The organism is Streptomyces sp. SA15 (genome assembly GCF_002291145.1).
GTDB lineage: Bacteria > Actinomycetota > Actinomycetes > Streptomycetales > Streptomycetaceae > Streptomyces.
Genome location: NZ_NTGE01000031.1, coordinates 24,840 through 38,142, shown reverse-complemented (window position 1 = coordinate 38,142; position 13,303 = coordinate 24,840). Strand labels below are relative to the sequence as shown.

Sequence of the window (13,303 nt, the reverse complement as noted above, 5' to 3'; positions counted from 1 at the left end):
GGACGTGGTGCGTCCGGGTTAACGCACGCCGACCACTGGACGACACGCACGTGTCCAGGGAGTTTGGAGTGACCGCGGGTGTTGGTGACCTCGGGTGTTGGTGACTGCGGGTGTTGATGGGGGCTGCCGGGCGCTACCCCCGCCCCGACTGGATCACCCTCCGGATCGGCCGTCCCACGATCCGCCGCGCCCGCCGGTACACGGACGCCGACGGCGCCGCCGTCGCGGTGGCGCCGGACTTCGCCCGCGCCAGCTCCCGCTTCAAATTCGTGTTGTCCTTGGACAGTTCGTCGACACGGCTGTACAGCCAGCCGAACCGCGTGGTGAGCGAGGCGATGTCGGTGTCGTTCCAGGGGCGGATGCCGGCCGGGAAGTCCAGCGACCCCAGGCGCTTTTCGAAGGCGGCGCCGCCGTCGCCGTGCGTGAAGGTGTTCTGCAGGCCGTTCCTGTCCAGGAACGCGGTGAACCGCTCGAAGCGCTCGTGGTGGCCGCTGACCAGCCCCGTGAAGTCTGCCTCCTCGTACAGCCGCGCCGGATCGACATCGTCCGGCAGCCCTTTGATCAGGCGGTGCGGTATCTCGAAGTAACGGCACAGCTCCAGCGTCCGCGAGTCGCCGCACAGCACGGTCGCGGGCGTGCCCGCCAGCAGCGCCGCGATGTTGCCGTGGATGCGCGAGCCGAAGGAGAAGTCGAAGCCGCGCAGGTCGTCGATCCAGGTGACGGGGTCGATGTAGACCCGGGCCTTGCCCTCCTGGTACATCGGGTGGTCGGGGTGCGTCGGCATCGCCGTCACCCGGCCGTTCGGGTCCGACAGGTCCCGCCAGTGCAACTGGCGTGCGTCACTGAGGTTCTGGCCGATGAAGCGCAGGTGCGGATAGCGCTCGTGGGTACGCCGGATGATCCGGTCGAGGCCCTGCCTCCGCACCGCGTTGTGCGAGCCGTTGACCGCGATCCGGGACGCGGCGGTCAGCTCCGGCGCCCGCTTGTGCACGGCGAGTTCCTTGCCGTACAGGAACAGGGACGGGCAGCCGATCACCTCGACGTCCCTGAAGCCCATGTCCTTCAGGTACCTCTCGGTGAACTCGCCCCGCACTCCGATCGAGGCGCTGTGGTCGAGCACCGCGGAGACGAACTCGCGCACGGTCGGCTCCATGGGCTTCAGCCGCGCCGGGTTGTAGTCCAGCCCGGCCTGTGCGCCGACCCCGAGCACCACGACCGGGATCCGCAGCTTGCCGATCAGCCGTGTCAGCCGCTGCAACTGCTGCTCGAACGACGGCCGGAAGGCGTTGGCCAGCGGCACCACGAAGGCGTCGTACTGCTCGTTGATCCGCCCCGCCGCGGCCACGTCGGTCCGGATGCCGTTCGAGACCACCTCCGTGCCAGGCGTCTCGAGGATCTTGTGCGCGGCGTCACTGAAGATCAGGTTGCCGGAGTTGGTGGCGATGACATCCCGGTGGAGGGCTTCCTCGACGGGGACGACGTCGTAGGGGCTCTTCCCCGATCTGAGGAGGATCCGCTTCGCGCGGTGAACATTCTGTGACACAGACTTCAACTTAAGTTTTGCCAGACTTTGATTTCTATAAGCAACCAGTACAACCTTTTTGCCGTATGCGATGCGTGAGCACCGTGAGCAACGAGTCACCTCGCGGGTGTCCGGGGACTGAAACCGACGCGCGCCGCCAGACCCCCTTCGCGTAGATTGCGCAAGCAGTCGAGGTGCGAGGGGACGGAAAAGTGGCAGGGGCAAGGCAGGCCGTGCGCGAGGCCCGCAGGATCGTCGTCAAAGTGGGTTCCTCGTCGCTGACGACCGCCTCGGGCGGCCTGGACGCCGACCGTGTCGACGCGCTCGTCGACGTCCTCGCCAAGAGCCGCAGCGGGGGAGAGAAGGAGATCGTGCTGGTCTCCTCCGGCGCCATCGCGGCCGGCCTCGCACCGCTGGGCCTGCGCCGCCGCCCCAGGGACCTCGCCCGCCAGCAGGCCGCCGCCAGCGTCGGCCAGGGCCTGCTCGTGGCCCGCTACACCGCATCCTTCGCGCGCTACGGTGTCCGGGTCGGCCAGGTGCTGCTGACCTCCGACGACATGAGCCGCCGCGCCCACCACCGCAACGCCTCCCGCACCCTCGACAAGCTGCTGGCGATGGGTGCCTGCCCGATCGTCAACGAGAACGACACCGTCGCCACCGACGAGATCCGCTTCGGCGACAACGACCGCCTCGCCGCCCTCGTCGCCCACCTCGTCCACGCCGACCTGCTCGTACTGCTGTCCGACGTGGACGGCGTGTACGACGGCGACCCCAGCAAGCCGGGCACCTCGCGGATCGCTCAGGTGCGGGAGCCGGCCGACCTCGCCGGTGTGGACATCGGCAGCGCCGGGAAGGCCGGCGTCGGCACCGGCGGCATGGTCACCAAGGTCGAGGCGGCCCGGATCGCGGCCGCCGCCGGCATCCCCGTGGTGCTGACCAGCGCCGTCCACGCGGCCGACGCGCTGTCCGGCAAGGACACCGGCACCTACTTCCACCCCGCCGACAAGCGGTCCGCCGACCGGCTGCTGTGGCTCCAGCACGCGTCCACCCCGCAGGGCTCGCTGACGCTGGACGACGGCGCGGTGCAGGCGGTCGTGCAGCGCCGCAAGTCGCTGCTGCCGGCCGGAATCGCCTCCGTCGAGGGCGAGTTCGTCGCGGGCGACCCCGTCGAACTGCGCGACGGCGAAGGGCACGCGGTGGCCCGCGGGCTGGTCAATTTCGACGCCAAGGAGATTCCGCGGCTGATCGGCCGCTCGACCCGGGAACTGGCCCGCGAGCTGGGCCCGGCGTACGAACGCGAGGTCGTGCACCGCGACGATCTGGTGCTCCTGCACCCCTGAGAGCCTGTGTCACAGGCTCTGAAGGCCCGCCGCCCACTCCGGGACACCCGAAAACGGGGTGAACGCCCCGATACAGGCGTCGCCCTGAGGTGGACGTTCCGCAAAACCGCCACGCGAGCCCTTGCGGCCTGCTCAACTTTGTCTCAGGGAGACGTTCCCTACGAGCACCACTCGACCTGTGCGTAAAGGAGGCCGTCGTGAGACGAGTGCGCCCTGGGGCGGCGGCGTCCCGCGGTGGTACCGCCTCCCGCACACCCGGCGAGGAGCGTGCCCTGACCAGCGTCGCGGCCGGTGACCGCTACGAGGGCGGGGAACCCGAGGACCTGCCGCGCCTGTGGCACGTCACCCTGAGCGTCTCCGGCGACGAGGCCCCGCTCAAGGAGGTCCGGCGCGCCCTGGAACAGCTCGCCCACGACCACCCCTTCCTCCTGACCAGCAGATACGCGAACGACCACGCCGAGATCCGGTACTGGGAGGAGGCCCGCGACCTGCACGACGCGGCCGCCGTCGCCCTGCGCCTGTGGGGCGAGCACCGCCAGAGTGCGGGGCTCCCACCGTGGGAGATCGTCGGCCTGGAGGTCATCGACCGCCAGACCTACCACCAGCGCATCTCGGAGGGGTACGGGCCCGCGCCTGCCACGCCGGTCGGGGTTCATCCATTTTGACCCATCTCGGGGTGTGGAACGCCCGGTGGACGCATCCGTCCGGAGCACTACGCTTCCCTACATGACCACGCTTTCGCCGTACGACTCCATGTCCCCGGTCACCCGGGCCGCCTACCGCGCCAAGGCCGCCGCCGCCGACCTCGCCCCGCTGCCCAGGGCCGAGAAGGACGACGCGCTGCAAGCCATCGCGGACGCGCTGGAGGTCCGGACGAGCGAAATCGTCGAGGCCAACGCCAAGGACATCGCCAAGGCCCGCGAGGCCGGCACCAGCGAGGCCATCATCGACCGGCTGACCCTGACCCCGGAGCGGGTCCGGGCCATCGCCTCCGACGTCCGGGACGTCATCGCGCTGCCCGACCCGGTCGGCGAGGTCGTCCGCGGCTCCACCCTCCCGAACGGCATCGACCTGCGCCAGGTCCGCGTCCCGCTCGGCGTCGTCGGGATCATCTACGAGGCCCGCCCGAACGTCACCGTCGACGCCGCCGCCCTGTGCCTGAAGGCCGGCAACGCCGTGCTGCTGCGCGGCTCGGCCTCGGCGTACGAGTCGAACACCGCCCTTGTCCGGGTGCTCCGCGACGCCGTCGGCGGGGCCGGGCTGCCCGCCGACGCCGTGCAGCTCGTGCCCGGCGAGAGCCGCGAGAGCGTGCGTGAGCTGATGCGGGCCCGCGGCCTGGTCGACGTGCTCATCCCGCGCGGCGGCGCCTCCCTGATCCAGACCGTCGTCGCCGAGTCCACCGTCCCGGTCATCGAGACCGGCACCGGCAACTGCCACGTCTACGTCGACGCCCACGCCGACCTCGACATGGCCCTCGACATCCTGATCAACTCCAAGGCGCAGCGGCCGAGCGTGTGCAACGCCGCCGAGACGCTCCTCGTCCACCAGGACATCGCCCCCGTCTTCCTGCCCCGCGCCCTGGACGCCCTCGCGGAGGCCGGCGTGACCGTGCACGCCGACGAGCGGGTGCTGGCGTACGCCAAGGACTCCAAGGCCACCGTCGTCGAGGCCACGCCGGAGGACTGGGAGACCGAGTACCTCTCCTACGACATCGCCGCCGCGGTCGTCGACTCCCTCGACAAGGCCGTCGAACACATCCGCCTGTGGACCTCCGGCCACACCGAGGCCATCGTGACGACCTCGCAGCAGGCCGCCCGCCGCTTCACCCAGCTGGTGGATTCCACGACGGTCGCCGTGAACGCCTCCACCCGGTTCACGGACGGCGGCCAGTTCGGCTTCGGCGCGGAAATCGGCATCTCCACGCAGAAGCTGCACGCCCGCGGCCCGATGGGCCTGCCCGAGCTGACCAGCACGAAGTACATCGTCACCGGCGACGGGCACGTACGGCGCTGAGGCGTGCGAAGCGGTCGTACGGAGTCGTACGGCGGGCTCGTGCGACGTGTCGTCCATATGTCGTCCGCGTCTCAACCACGGATGAATTTCCATACCGTCTGCCCAAATTGACCCCCCAGGTCTACTCTGGATCCGTGCCGGAGGACGTGGGGGGCACGCCGTTCCCTGACGGCTGGGAGCCCGACGACGACCACGACCGCGGGGTGTCGGACGAAGAGTTCGCCTCCGTGGTCTTCGACGAGGCCTTCGTACGGGCGGCCGTTGTGCACGAGCCGACCGCCGTCGAACGCCTCCTGGCCGCGGCCCAGGCGAGAGCGGAGGCCTCCGAGGCCGAGGCCCGCCGCGCCCGCGGCAGGGGCGAGCGCTACGACGACGGGTACGACCCCAGCGGTTTCGGCCATGATCCCGAACTCGACGACCTGGACGACGCCGACATCCTCGAAGGCCGCTACGGCGCCCCCGGGACGTACGGCAAGCAGGTCCGCTGGCACCGCCCCGTCGCCTGGATGCTCGCCCTCGTGATGGGAATCGGCATGGTCGCGCTGGCCTTCGCGGCGGTGTACCGGAGTGCCTCCTCCGGTGGCCGCGCCCCGGCTCCGCCGCCCGCCTCGACCGGCGTCGAACAGGGCACGTCGGCGGCGCCCTCCGCCTCGGCCGACTACTCCCAGCCGGCCGTGTCGGCGGTCCCGCGCACGCCGTGAACGCTGGCCCGCACGCCCTGGCACCGCCCGGTGGCTGGTTGCCGATCCTGTTGAGAACCTGTCAGAACTTGTCGTGTACCAGGGCGTTTACCTGAGCCCCCCGCGACCTACTCTGAAGATATGGGAGGGCCTGGAGACCCACCTGAGGGGACACCCGAGGGCGGCCCCGGAGGTGGCGAGGACGAGTACCGATCCGTCGTCTTCGACGAGTCGTTCGTCCGCGCTGCCCGCCTCCAGGAGTACTCCGCCGAGGAGCGTATCGCCGACCACGCGCCCGCCGTCCGCCGCCGTCCGCCGCTGCGCCGCGGGCTGTCCCGGCAGGCGCTGGTGCTGGTCCTGCTGATCGCCGTCGCCTTCGGCACCGCGATCTACATGGGCGTACGGCACCCCTACCAGGAGCCCGCCGCCCGGCAGCCCGTCGAGCCGCTGCGGATGACCGTGATCCCGCTCGCCCCGCAGGGAAAGGTGCCCGGGTACACCGACCCCGAGTACCTGTACGCGCACAGCCCCGCCGCGCAGTTCCGCATCGGCGCCGAGGGCATTCCGCTGCCCGCCTCCCGGCGCACCGCGCACTTCTCGGACAGCCAGGTCGTGGCCGCCCTGAGCACCGCCAAGGACTACATCGTCCGGTCCTCGCTCTACCCGGAGGTCCTCACCGGCGAGCAGGTCCGTCCTGTGCGGGTCCTGCTCGACACGGACCAACTCGACCAGTTCGACCAGAGCTTCGACCATCCGGCCGCCGACGGCCGGCACGCCCCGACCGGATGGCTGGTTCGCTTCGACCCGGCCGAGGCGGAGCTGGCCGACCGCAGGATCCGGGTCCAGGGCACCCTCCAGGCCGCCGAGACCGACGCGTCCACGCTGGAGGTCACCGCGGACCACACCTTCGTGTACGCGCTGCGGCCGGCCGACTCCGACGACAAGGCCAAGGCCTCCCTGTTCACCGTCCGGCGCGAGCTGCACTTCCGCTTCGACCGCGACGACCTGCGCCTGAACACGGCCCAGCTCGTCGTCTCCTACGTCCAGGCCGGGCCCCTGTCCTGCGCCGAGGACTCCACCAACCGGCTACGGCCCCTGCTCGCCGGCCAGACCGCGAAGGCGGGCGGCCCGGCCGGCACGGACCCTTACGCGACGGGCGGCGCGACGGCGCTGTGCGGGTCGCTGGCGACGAGCGCGCAGCCGAAAGCGTGACGCTCAGGGAGTCTGTGGCTTCTGTGGCTTCTGTGGCTTCTGTGCCTTGTGTCCTGTGACTTCTGTGACTTCTGTGACGTCAGTCGTCGCCCCGCGGCGGCGTGTCCGTCGGCGGCTGGTCCTTGGGCGGAGCCGACTGGGTGAAGCCACCGAACCCGCGCCGCACCCGGCCGCCCAGGTCCCCGGCCCCGCCGGCGATGTCGCTGACCAGCTTCATCAGCGGGTCCTTGGAGCCCTTGACGTGCGTGGCGTAGTGCGACGCCGACTCCCGGAAGGAGTCCGTGACCGAGGTTTCCTTGTCCTCGGTGCGCCGCGGGTAGTGGCCGTCCATGATCCGCTGGTACTCCCGGGACTCGGACCACTTCTTCAGCTCGGCCGCCCGGATGGTGGCGAAGGGGTGGGAGCGCGGCAGCACGTTCATGATCTTCAACACGGAGTCGCGCAGGTCGCCGCCGGCCTCGTACTCCTCGGCCTGCTTAAGGAACGCGTCCACGTTCATCTCGTGCAGGTGGTTGCCGCCCGCCAGCTTCATCAGGCCACGCATCGAGGCCTTCAGGTCCTGGCCGACCAGCAGGCCCGCGCGGTCCGCGGACAGCTCCGACTTGCGGAACCACTCGCGCAGCGCGGTCACGATCGCCATGATCGCGATGTTGCCCAGCGGGATCCAGGCCACCCTGAGGGCGAGGCTGGTGAGGAACAGCAGGATCGTGCGGTACACCGAGTGGCCGGACAGAGCGTGCCCCACCTCGTGCCCGACGACCGCCCGCATCTCCTCCTCGTCGAGCAGCTCGACCAGGCCGGTGGTGACCACGATGATCGGCTCGTCCAGGCCGATGCACATCGCGTTCGGCTGCGGGTCCTGGTTGACGTACATCGGCGGGACCTTCTCCAGGTCCAGGATGTAACAGGCATCCCGCAGCATGTCGTTGAGGTGCGTGAACTGCTGGTCGGAGACGCGCACCGAGTCGGACAGGAACAGCAGCCGGAGACTGCGCTCGGGAAGCAGACCGCTGAGCGCCTTGAAGACCGTGTCGAAGCCGCTCAGCTTGCGCAGCGCCACCAGGGCGGAGCGGTCGGCCGGATGCTCGTACGCACGCGAGGAGATCCCCGGGAAGCGCCTGCGCTGCCTGCTCGGCACGTTCTCGTGCCCGTTCTGCTCGTGGCCGTCGGACATGTCTTCCCCCATGTGCGTTGTGTGGCCCTTTGCGGACCCTTGTGCGGTCCTTTGCGCCCCCGAAGCAGTGCCCAGCCTAGGCGGAGATACCGTGGACGGGCACTACAGCGAAGGAGTTCCGCGCCATGGAGCACAACCCCGCATCGACCTGGCTCACCGAGGCCGCGAGCGCCGTCGAGCAGCAAGGGCCGGGGAATCTGCTCCGGGTCGTCCTGATCGTGATGGTTGTGGGCTGTGTGCTGACCGCGTGGTTCCTGCTGCGGGGGTACAGGCGGAAAGACGACTGAGGACGCGGGAAGGTTCCCCCGGCGGTTGCCCAACGGTGGAGTCGGCGTGATCGCTCTTGTGGCACCCGCTTACGATGGGCCGACGTCTTTATCCCGCCCACACCGGATAGGTCCTGCCGAAGATGAGCTTCCACAGCACCGCAGCCCAGTTGGTCACCCTTGCCGCCGAGGGCGAGGAGCACGGCGGCAACCACGAGAGCCTCAACCCCTTGCTGACCGGCGGCGGCGCCTTCCTCGCCCTGATGCTTCTGCTGTGGATCACCACCCGTTTCAACCGCGACCGCTGAGCCGCTCCGGCCGTCCGGCAGGGGCCGCGGGCCGGGCCGTCCGGGGATCTGTCGGCCGGGGTCCTCAGGCCGGGCCGGTAGGGTCTGCCGCATGGGAGAGCAGGACATGCCTACCGGTCCGGCGAACGACACGCCGAGCAGCCCGGGCAACGGCCCGTCGAACCCCGGCAAGCGCCGTCTCGGCGTCATGGGCGGGACCTTCGACCCGATCCACCACGGGCACCTCGTGGCGGCCAGCGAGGTCGCCGCGCAGTTCCACCTGGACGAGGTGGTGTTCGTCCCCACCGGCCAGCCGTGGCAGAAGACCCACCGCAAGGTCTCCCCGGCCGAGGACCGCTACCTGATGACGGTCATCGCGACCGCCGAGAACCCGCAGTTCTCGGTGAGCCGCATCGACATCGACCGCGGCGGCCCGACCTACACCACGGACACCTTGCGCGACCTGAAGGCGCTCAACCCCGACACCGACCTGTTCTTCATCACCGGCGCCGACGCCCTCGGCCAGATCCTCACCTGGCGGGACACGGAGGAGCTGTTCTCCCTCGCGCACTTCATCGGGGTCACCCGGCCGGGCCACGTCCTGTCCGACCCCGGCCTCCCGGAGGGCGGCGTCTCGCTCGTCGAGGTCCCCGCCCTCGCCATCTCCTCCACCGACTGCCGTGCGAGAGTCGCCAAGGGCGAACCCGTCTGGTATCTGGTGCCGGACGGAGTCGTGCGCTACATCGACAAGCGCGAGCTGTACCGCGGCGAGTGAGCCGAGAGGGGCACCGGTGAACGACCGATACGACGCGGGATACGGCGGCAACCACGACGACCAGTACGAGCTCGTCGGCTACGACGAGTACGGCCGGCCCGTGTACCGGCAGGCCGCGCCGCCACAGCAGGCACCGCAGCCGCAGCCGCAGCAGCCGTACGACCCGTACGCGCAGCAGCAGGGCTACGGGTACGACCCGTACGCCTCCGGCGGGCAGCAGCAGCAACCGTCGTACGACCCCTACGGCACCGGTCAGCAGGCCCCCGTGCCGCCCTACGACCCGTACGGCGCCGGTGCGCAGCAGTCCGGCGGGCCGGCACCGTCGTACGACCCCTACGGCCAGAGCGCCACCAGTGGTCACCAGCCCCGCGTCGCCGAGCAGACCGCCTACATCCCGCAGCAGGCCGGACCGGCGGAGCAGCCGCGGGAGACGGGCGCTCCTGTCGCGGACGACCGCGCCGAGCCTCGACGGGACTACCACACCGAGCAGTTCGCCTTCGTGGAGGAGCCCGACGGCGACTCCGAGGACGTCATCGACTGGCTGAACTTCACGGAGAACCGCACCGAGCGCCGTGAGGAGGCCAAGCGGCGCGCCCGTAGCCGCCTCATCGCCCTCACCGTGGTCCTGGCGTTGGTCGCGGTCGGCGGCGTCGGCTACCTCTGGTACGCCGGGAAGCTGCCGGGCCTGTCCTCGTCCGACGCGAAGACCTCAGCCGCGACCGCGGCGGGCGCCCAGAAGCGCGACGTGATCGTCGTCCACCTGCACAACACCGCGCAGGGTGGCACCTCCACGGCGCTGCTCGTCGACAACACCACCACCAAGCAGGGCACCACCGTCCTGCTGCCCAACTCCCTCGTCCTGACGGACGACGACGGCAACACGACCACCCTCGCCAAGTCGGTCGACGACGACGGCTCCTCCGGTACGCGCGACGCCATCGACACCGTCCTCGGCACCGACATCGAGGGCACCTGGCGCCTGGACACCCCCTACCTGCAGAACCTGGTCGATCTCGTCGGCAACATCGAGGTCGACACCAACGCCGACGTGCCCGACCCGAAGGCCAAGAAGAAGGGCGAGGCACCCCTGGTCAGCAAGGGCAAGGACCAGACGCTCAGCGGCAAGATGGCCGTCGCCTACGCCACCTACCGCGGCTCCGGCGAGGCCCAGAACGCCCAGCTGGAGCGGTTCGGGCAGGTCATGCAGGGCGTGATGCGCAAGCTGTCCTCCGACGCGCAGGGCGCGACCGTCACCGTGCAGACGCTGGGGCAGATCATCGAGCCGCCGCTGACCGACAAGGACCTCGGCACCTTCCTCGCCAAGCTCGCCGATCTCGCCAAGGGCGGCGACTACAAGACCGCGCTGCTGCCCGTCCAGGCCGACGGCACGCTGAACGCCGAGGCCAGCGCCGGTGTGGTCAAGGACGTGCTGGGCGGCACGGCGAAGAGCCCCGACAAGGACGCGGCCGTCAGCGTGTCCGTCCAGAACGCCAGCGGCGTCAGGGACAACACCGAAGCGGCCCGCGTGGTGCTCCTCAACGGCGGCTTCACGTTCCAGGAGGGCGGCACGGCCTCCGCCGCGCAGTCCGCGTCGAAGGTCCTCTACGGCGATGCCGCGGACAAGGAGAACGCCACCGAGGTCGCCAAGACCCTGGGCCTGCCCGACAGCGCTGTGACCAAGGGCACGGTCTCCGCGAACGCGGACGTGTCCGTGGTCCTGGGCCGGGACTACAAGCCTTCGGAGTCCTAGCCGGGAGTCCTGCCGGGGCGGCACCCCACGTGATCCACTAATCGCGTGGGGTTCCCTCGGCGGTCCGTGAGACCCTTGGTGGCAAGTGACCGCCGACCGAAAGCCTTGTAGTGACCGTTACCGACCGCTCTCTCGAGCTCGTCAGCACCGCCGCCCAGGCGGCCGCCGACAAGCTCGCCCACGATGTCATCGCCTACGACGTCAGCGACGTCCTGTCGATCACCGATGCCTTCCTGCTGGCCTCCGCGCCCAATGACCGCCAGGTCAAGTCGATCGTCGACGAGATCGAGGAGCGCCTGCAGAAGGAGCTCGGCGCCAAGCCGGTGCGGCGCGAGGGCGACCGCGAGGCCCGCTGGGTCCTGCTCGACTACGTCGACATCGTCGTCCACGTCCAGCACAGCGAGGAGCGCGTCTTCTACGCCCTGGAGCGGCTGTGGAAGGACTGCCCCGAGCTCGAGCTGCCCGCCGACGCCAAGGCGACCCGCGGCAAGGCCGCGGAGCACGCCAAGCTGCGGGCCGAGGAGGAAGCTGCCGAGTTCGGGGAGCCGCGGTGAGCGCCCCCGCGGGAGCCAACGCCGGCGGGAAGCCGGGCCGCGGCCGCCGCGTCATCCTCTGGCGGCACGGCCAGACCGCGTGGAACGTGGAGCGCCGCTTCCAGGGCACCACGGACGTCGCCCTCACCGAGACCGGCGTCACCCAGGCCCGCCGCGCCGCCCGGCTGCTGGCCTCCCTGCAGCCCGCCGCGATCGTCGCCTCCGACCTCCAGCGGGCCGCCCGCACGGCCGCCGAGCTCGCCGCGCTCACCGGCCTGGACGTCGCCCACGACGAGGGCCTGCGGGAGACGTACGCGGGCGTCTGGCAGGGGCTGACGCACGAGGAGATCATCGCCCGCCACGGCGACGAGTACGCCGCGTGGAAGCGCGGTGAGCCGGTCCGCCGCGGCGGTGGCGAGCTGGAGACCGAGGTCGCCGAGCGCGCCGCCCCCGTCGTGCTCCGGCACGCCGAGAAGCTGCCCGACGACGGCACGCTCGTCGTGGTCAGCCACGGCGGCACGATCCGTACGACCATCGGGCGCCTCCTCGGCCTTGAGGCCCAGCACTGGGAGAGCCTCGGCGGCCTCTCCAACTGCTGCTGGTCCGTCCTCGGTGAGAGCGTCAGGGGCTGGCGCCTCCTCGAGCACAACGCCGGCACCCTCCCGGAGCCGGTGCTCGGTGACGACGACTGACCTGGATTTCACTTTCCGGCAGGTCGCAGGCTAAAGTTCTTCTTGTTCGCCCCACCGAGCTGGGCGAAACACCATGCGGCTCCGCCGCGTGGCGCAAGGGGCTATAGCTCAGTTGGTAGAGCGCCTGCATGGCATGCAGGAGGTCAGGAGTTCAATTCTCCTTAGCTCCACGGCACGGAAGATCCCGTCCCCTGAGGGACGGGATCTTTTTGTTGCCGTCCCGGCTTGAGTCACTTGGACCTGCGGGGCGTATATCTCTCTGGAGGCGCTGTGGCGTGCACGTTCGCGCTGCCCGGTGCGGTCTCGGCGGGTGCCGTGTCCGGACTGGTACTAAGGCGTCGCTGACCGTATTGGTCCGGCCGTGGCAGAATCAAACGGCCGGAAGGGGGCGCGGCCCGACGGGAGGGAGCAGTGATGCCTGCGAGCATCCTCGTGGAGGTCGGCCACCTCCGCGAAGCAGCGTCGACACGGGACACGGTCGTCCGCCTCAGCTGCCCTTCCTGCGGTTCCGTCCACGTCGCCCAAGTCCTCGGTGACAACGGCGGAATCTCCTACGTGTGCACGGCCTGCGGCCACATCTGGAGCTGATCGATGGGTGCACACAGGCGAAAGTGCGACTGGTGCGGCAGCGGGACGCCGATCGTCCGTGACATGGAGCCGGTCAACCCCGACTACCAGTACTGGTGCGAGGAGTGCGCGCGGGCGCTGATCATAAAGGGCGACCCGATCGAGACGTACCGCGAACTGGAGGGTGAGCCGATCTACGGCCGCCTCCTCGAGGAACACTGCACGCTCAAACGCTTCTACTCGTTCGTCACGGCGTGAGGCCGTGAGGCCGCGTAAGCCGACATCGGCTGCCGTATCCGGACAGAAGGGAAACGATTTGGTGCTCCACCCGGTGGGCCGGTAAAGTTGGCGTCGCCGCCGGGGAAACCCGGCGGAACATTGCAAGGGGCTATAGCTCAGTTGGTAGAGCGCCTGCATGGCATGCAGGAGGTCAGGAGTTCAATTCTCCTTAGCTCCACAGAAAGTGAAGGCGGGTCATCCTCTCGGATGACC

General features: G+C 70.1%; 15 protein-coding genes and 2 tRNA genes. 15 read left to right on the top strand and 2 right to left on the bottom strand.

Annotated features, from left to right (window positions below):
* Nucleotides 1-133: 133 nt before the first annotated feature.
* Nucleotides 134-1,543, bottom strand: a complete 1,410-nt coding sequence (locus CLM62_RS04925) for a polysaccharide pyruvyl transferase family protein (RefSeq protein ID WP_095748630.1) — start codon at nucleotides 1,541-1,543, stop codon at nucleotides 134-136.
* 212 nt (nucleotides 1,544-1,755) lie between these two features.
* Between CLM62_RS04925 and proB the strand changes: the two genes are divergently transcribed.
* From proB to CLM62_RS04900, 5 genes are all read left to right on the top strand, one after another.
* On the top strand, nucleotides 1,756-2,862 hold the full coding sequence (gene proB / locus CLM62_RS04920; protein WP_095748629.1) for a glutamate 5-kinase: 1,107 nt from the start codon (nucleotides 1,756-1,758) through the stop codon (nucleotides 2,860-2,862).
* 206 nt (nucleotides 2,863-3,068) lie between these two features.
* On the top strand, nucleotides 3,069-3,527 hold the full coding sequence (locus CLM62_RS04915) for a hypothetical protein (RefSeq protein WP_095748628.1): 459 nt from the start codon (nucleotides 3,069-3,071) through the stop codon (nucleotides 3,525-3,527).
* A gap of 61 nt (nucleotides 3,528-3,588) precedes the next feature.
* A complete protein-coding gene (locus CLM62_RS04910) occupies nucleotides 3,589-4,875 on the top strand; it encodes a glutamate-5-semialdehyde dehydrogenase (RefSeq protein WP_095748627.1) in 1,287 nt (428 codons plus the stop codon).
* A gap of 134 nt (nucleotides 4,876-5,009) precedes the next feature.
* Nucleotides 5,010-5,576, top strand: a complete 567-nt coding sequence (locus CLM62_RS04905; protein WP_095748626.1) for a hypothetical protein — start codon at nucleotides 5,010-5,012, stop codon at nucleotides 5,574-5,576.
* A gap of 120 nt (nucleotides 5,577-5,696) precedes the next feature.
* A complete protein-coding gene (locus CLM62_RS04900; RefSeq protein WP_095748625.1) occupies nucleotides 5,697-6,767 on the top strand; it encodes a hypothetical protein in 1,071 nt (356 codons plus the stop codon).
* Between the two features lie 79 nt (nucleotides 6,768-6,846).
* Here CLM62_RS04900 and CLM62_RS04895 read toward each other — a convergent pair whose 3' ends face one another.
* Entirely contained in the window at nucleotides 6,847-7,953 is a 1,107-nt protein-coding gene (locus CLM62_RS04895; protein WP_373559107.1) for a M48 family metallopeptidase, read from the bottom strand.
* 113 nt (nucleotides 7,954-8,066) lie between these two features.
* Here CLM62_RS04895 and CLM62_RS49765 point away from each other — a divergent pair, with 113 nt between their 5' ends.
* The 10 genes from CLM62_RS49765 (at nucleotide 8,067) to CLM62_RS04850 (ending at nucleotide 13,268) form a co-directional block, all read left to right on the top strand.
* Entirely contained in the window at nucleotides 8,067-8,228 is a 162-nt protein-coding gene (locus CLM62_RS49765) for a hypothetical protein (protein ID WP_095748624.1), read from the top strand.
* Nucleotides 8,229-8,350: 122 nt separating this feature from the next.
* Nucleotides 8,351-8,515, top strand: a complete 165-nt coding sequence (locus CLM62_RS49760) for a hypothetical protein (protein ID WP_095748623.1) — start codon at nucleotides 8,351-8,353, stop codon at nucleotides 8,513-8,515.
* 91 nt (nucleotides 8,516-8,606) lie between these two features.
* Nucleotides 8,607-9,269, top strand: coding sequence for a nicotinate-nucleotide adenylyltransferase (gene nadD, locus CLM62_RS04880; RefSeq protein ID WP_095748622.1), 663 nt, complete (start codon nucleotides 8,607-8,609; stop codon nucleotides 9,267-9,269).
* 16 nt (nucleotides 9,270-9,285) lie between these two features.
* Nucleotides 9,286-11,019: an LCP family protein gene (locus tag CLM62_RS04875; protein WP_095748621.1), complete on the top strand. Its 1,734-nt coding sequence runs from the start codon at nucleotides 9,286-9,288 to the stop codon at nucleotides 11,017-11,019.
* Between the two features lie 110 nt (nucleotides 11,020-11,129).
* On the top strand, nucleotides 11,130-11,573 hold the full coding sequence (gene rsfS, locus CLM62_RS04870) for a ribosome silencing factor (RefSeq protein WP_095748620.1): 444 nt from the start codon (nucleotides 11,130-11,132) through the stop codon (nucleotides 11,571-11,573).
* Nucleotides 11,570-12,244 (top strand): histidine phosphatase family protein, encoded by a 675-nt coding sequence (locus CLM62_RS04865; RefSeq protein WP_095748619.1) that lies wholly within the window; start codon nucleotides 11,570-11,572, stop codon nucleotides 12,242-12,244. Before rsfS ends, CLM62_RS04865 begins: the two co-directional genes overlap by 4 nt.
* Nucleotides 12,245-12,341: 97 nt before the next feature.
* Nucleotides 12,342-12,414, top strand: a tRNA-Ala gene (locus tag CLM62_RS04860).
* 244 nt (nucleotides 12,415-12,658) lie between these two features.
* Nucleotides 12,659-12,832 (top strand): hypothetical protein, encoded by a 174-nt coding sequence (locus CLM62_RS48540; protein WP_107483759.1) that lies wholly within the window; start codon nucleotides 12,659-12,661, stop codon nucleotides 12,830-12,832.
* 3 nt (nucleotides 12,833-12,835) lie between these two features.
* The gene (locus CLM62_RS04855; protein WP_003976229.1) at nucleotides 12,836-13,069 is read left to right on the top strand and encodes a hypothetical protein; all 234 of its coding nucleotides are present in this window, start codon (nucleotides 12,836-12,838) and stop codon (nucleotides 13,067-13,069) included.
* A gap of 126 nt (nucleotides 13,070-13,195) precedes the next feature.
* Nucleotides 13,196-13,268: transfer RNA gene (locus CLM62_RS04850), tRNA-Ala, on the top strand.
* The last annotated feature ends 35 nt before the right edge of the window (nucleotides 13,269-13,303 follow it).

Bases quoted from the DNA above. Each gene is read 5' to 3' on its own strand.
- CLM62_RS04895 (WP_373559107.1), bottom strand. From the start codon at position 7,953: ATGGGGGAAGACATGTCCGACGGCCACGAGCAGAACGGGCACGAGAAC.
- nadD (WP_095748622.1), top strand. From the start codon at position 8,607: ATGGGAGAGCAGGACATGCCTACCGGTCCGGCGAACGACACGCCGAGC.
- CLM62_RS48540 (WP_107483759.1), top strand. From the start codon at position 12,659: ATGCCTGCGAGCATCCTCGTGGAGGTCGGCCACCTCCGCGAAGCAGCG.
- CLM62_RS04910 (WP_095748627.1), top strand. From the start codon at position 3,589: ATGACCACGCTTTCGCCGTACGACTCCATGTCCCCGGTCACCCGGGCC.
- CLM62_RS49765 (WP_095748624.1), top strand. From the start codon at position 8,067: ATGGAGCACAACCCCGCATCGACCTGGCTCACCGAGGCCGCGAGCGCC.
- CLM62_RS04855 (WP_003976229.1), top strand. From the start codon at position 12,836: ATGGGTGCACACAGGCGAAAGTGCGACTGGTGCGGCAGCGGGACGCCG.
- CLM62_RS49760 (WP_095748623.1), top strand. From the start codon at position 8,351: ATGAGCTTCCACAGCACCGCAGCCCAGTTGGTCACCCTTGCCGCCGAG.
- CLM62_RS04900 (WP_095748625.1), top strand. From the start codon at position 5,697: ATGGGAGGGCCTGGAGACCCACCTGAGGGGACACCCGAGGGCGGCCCC.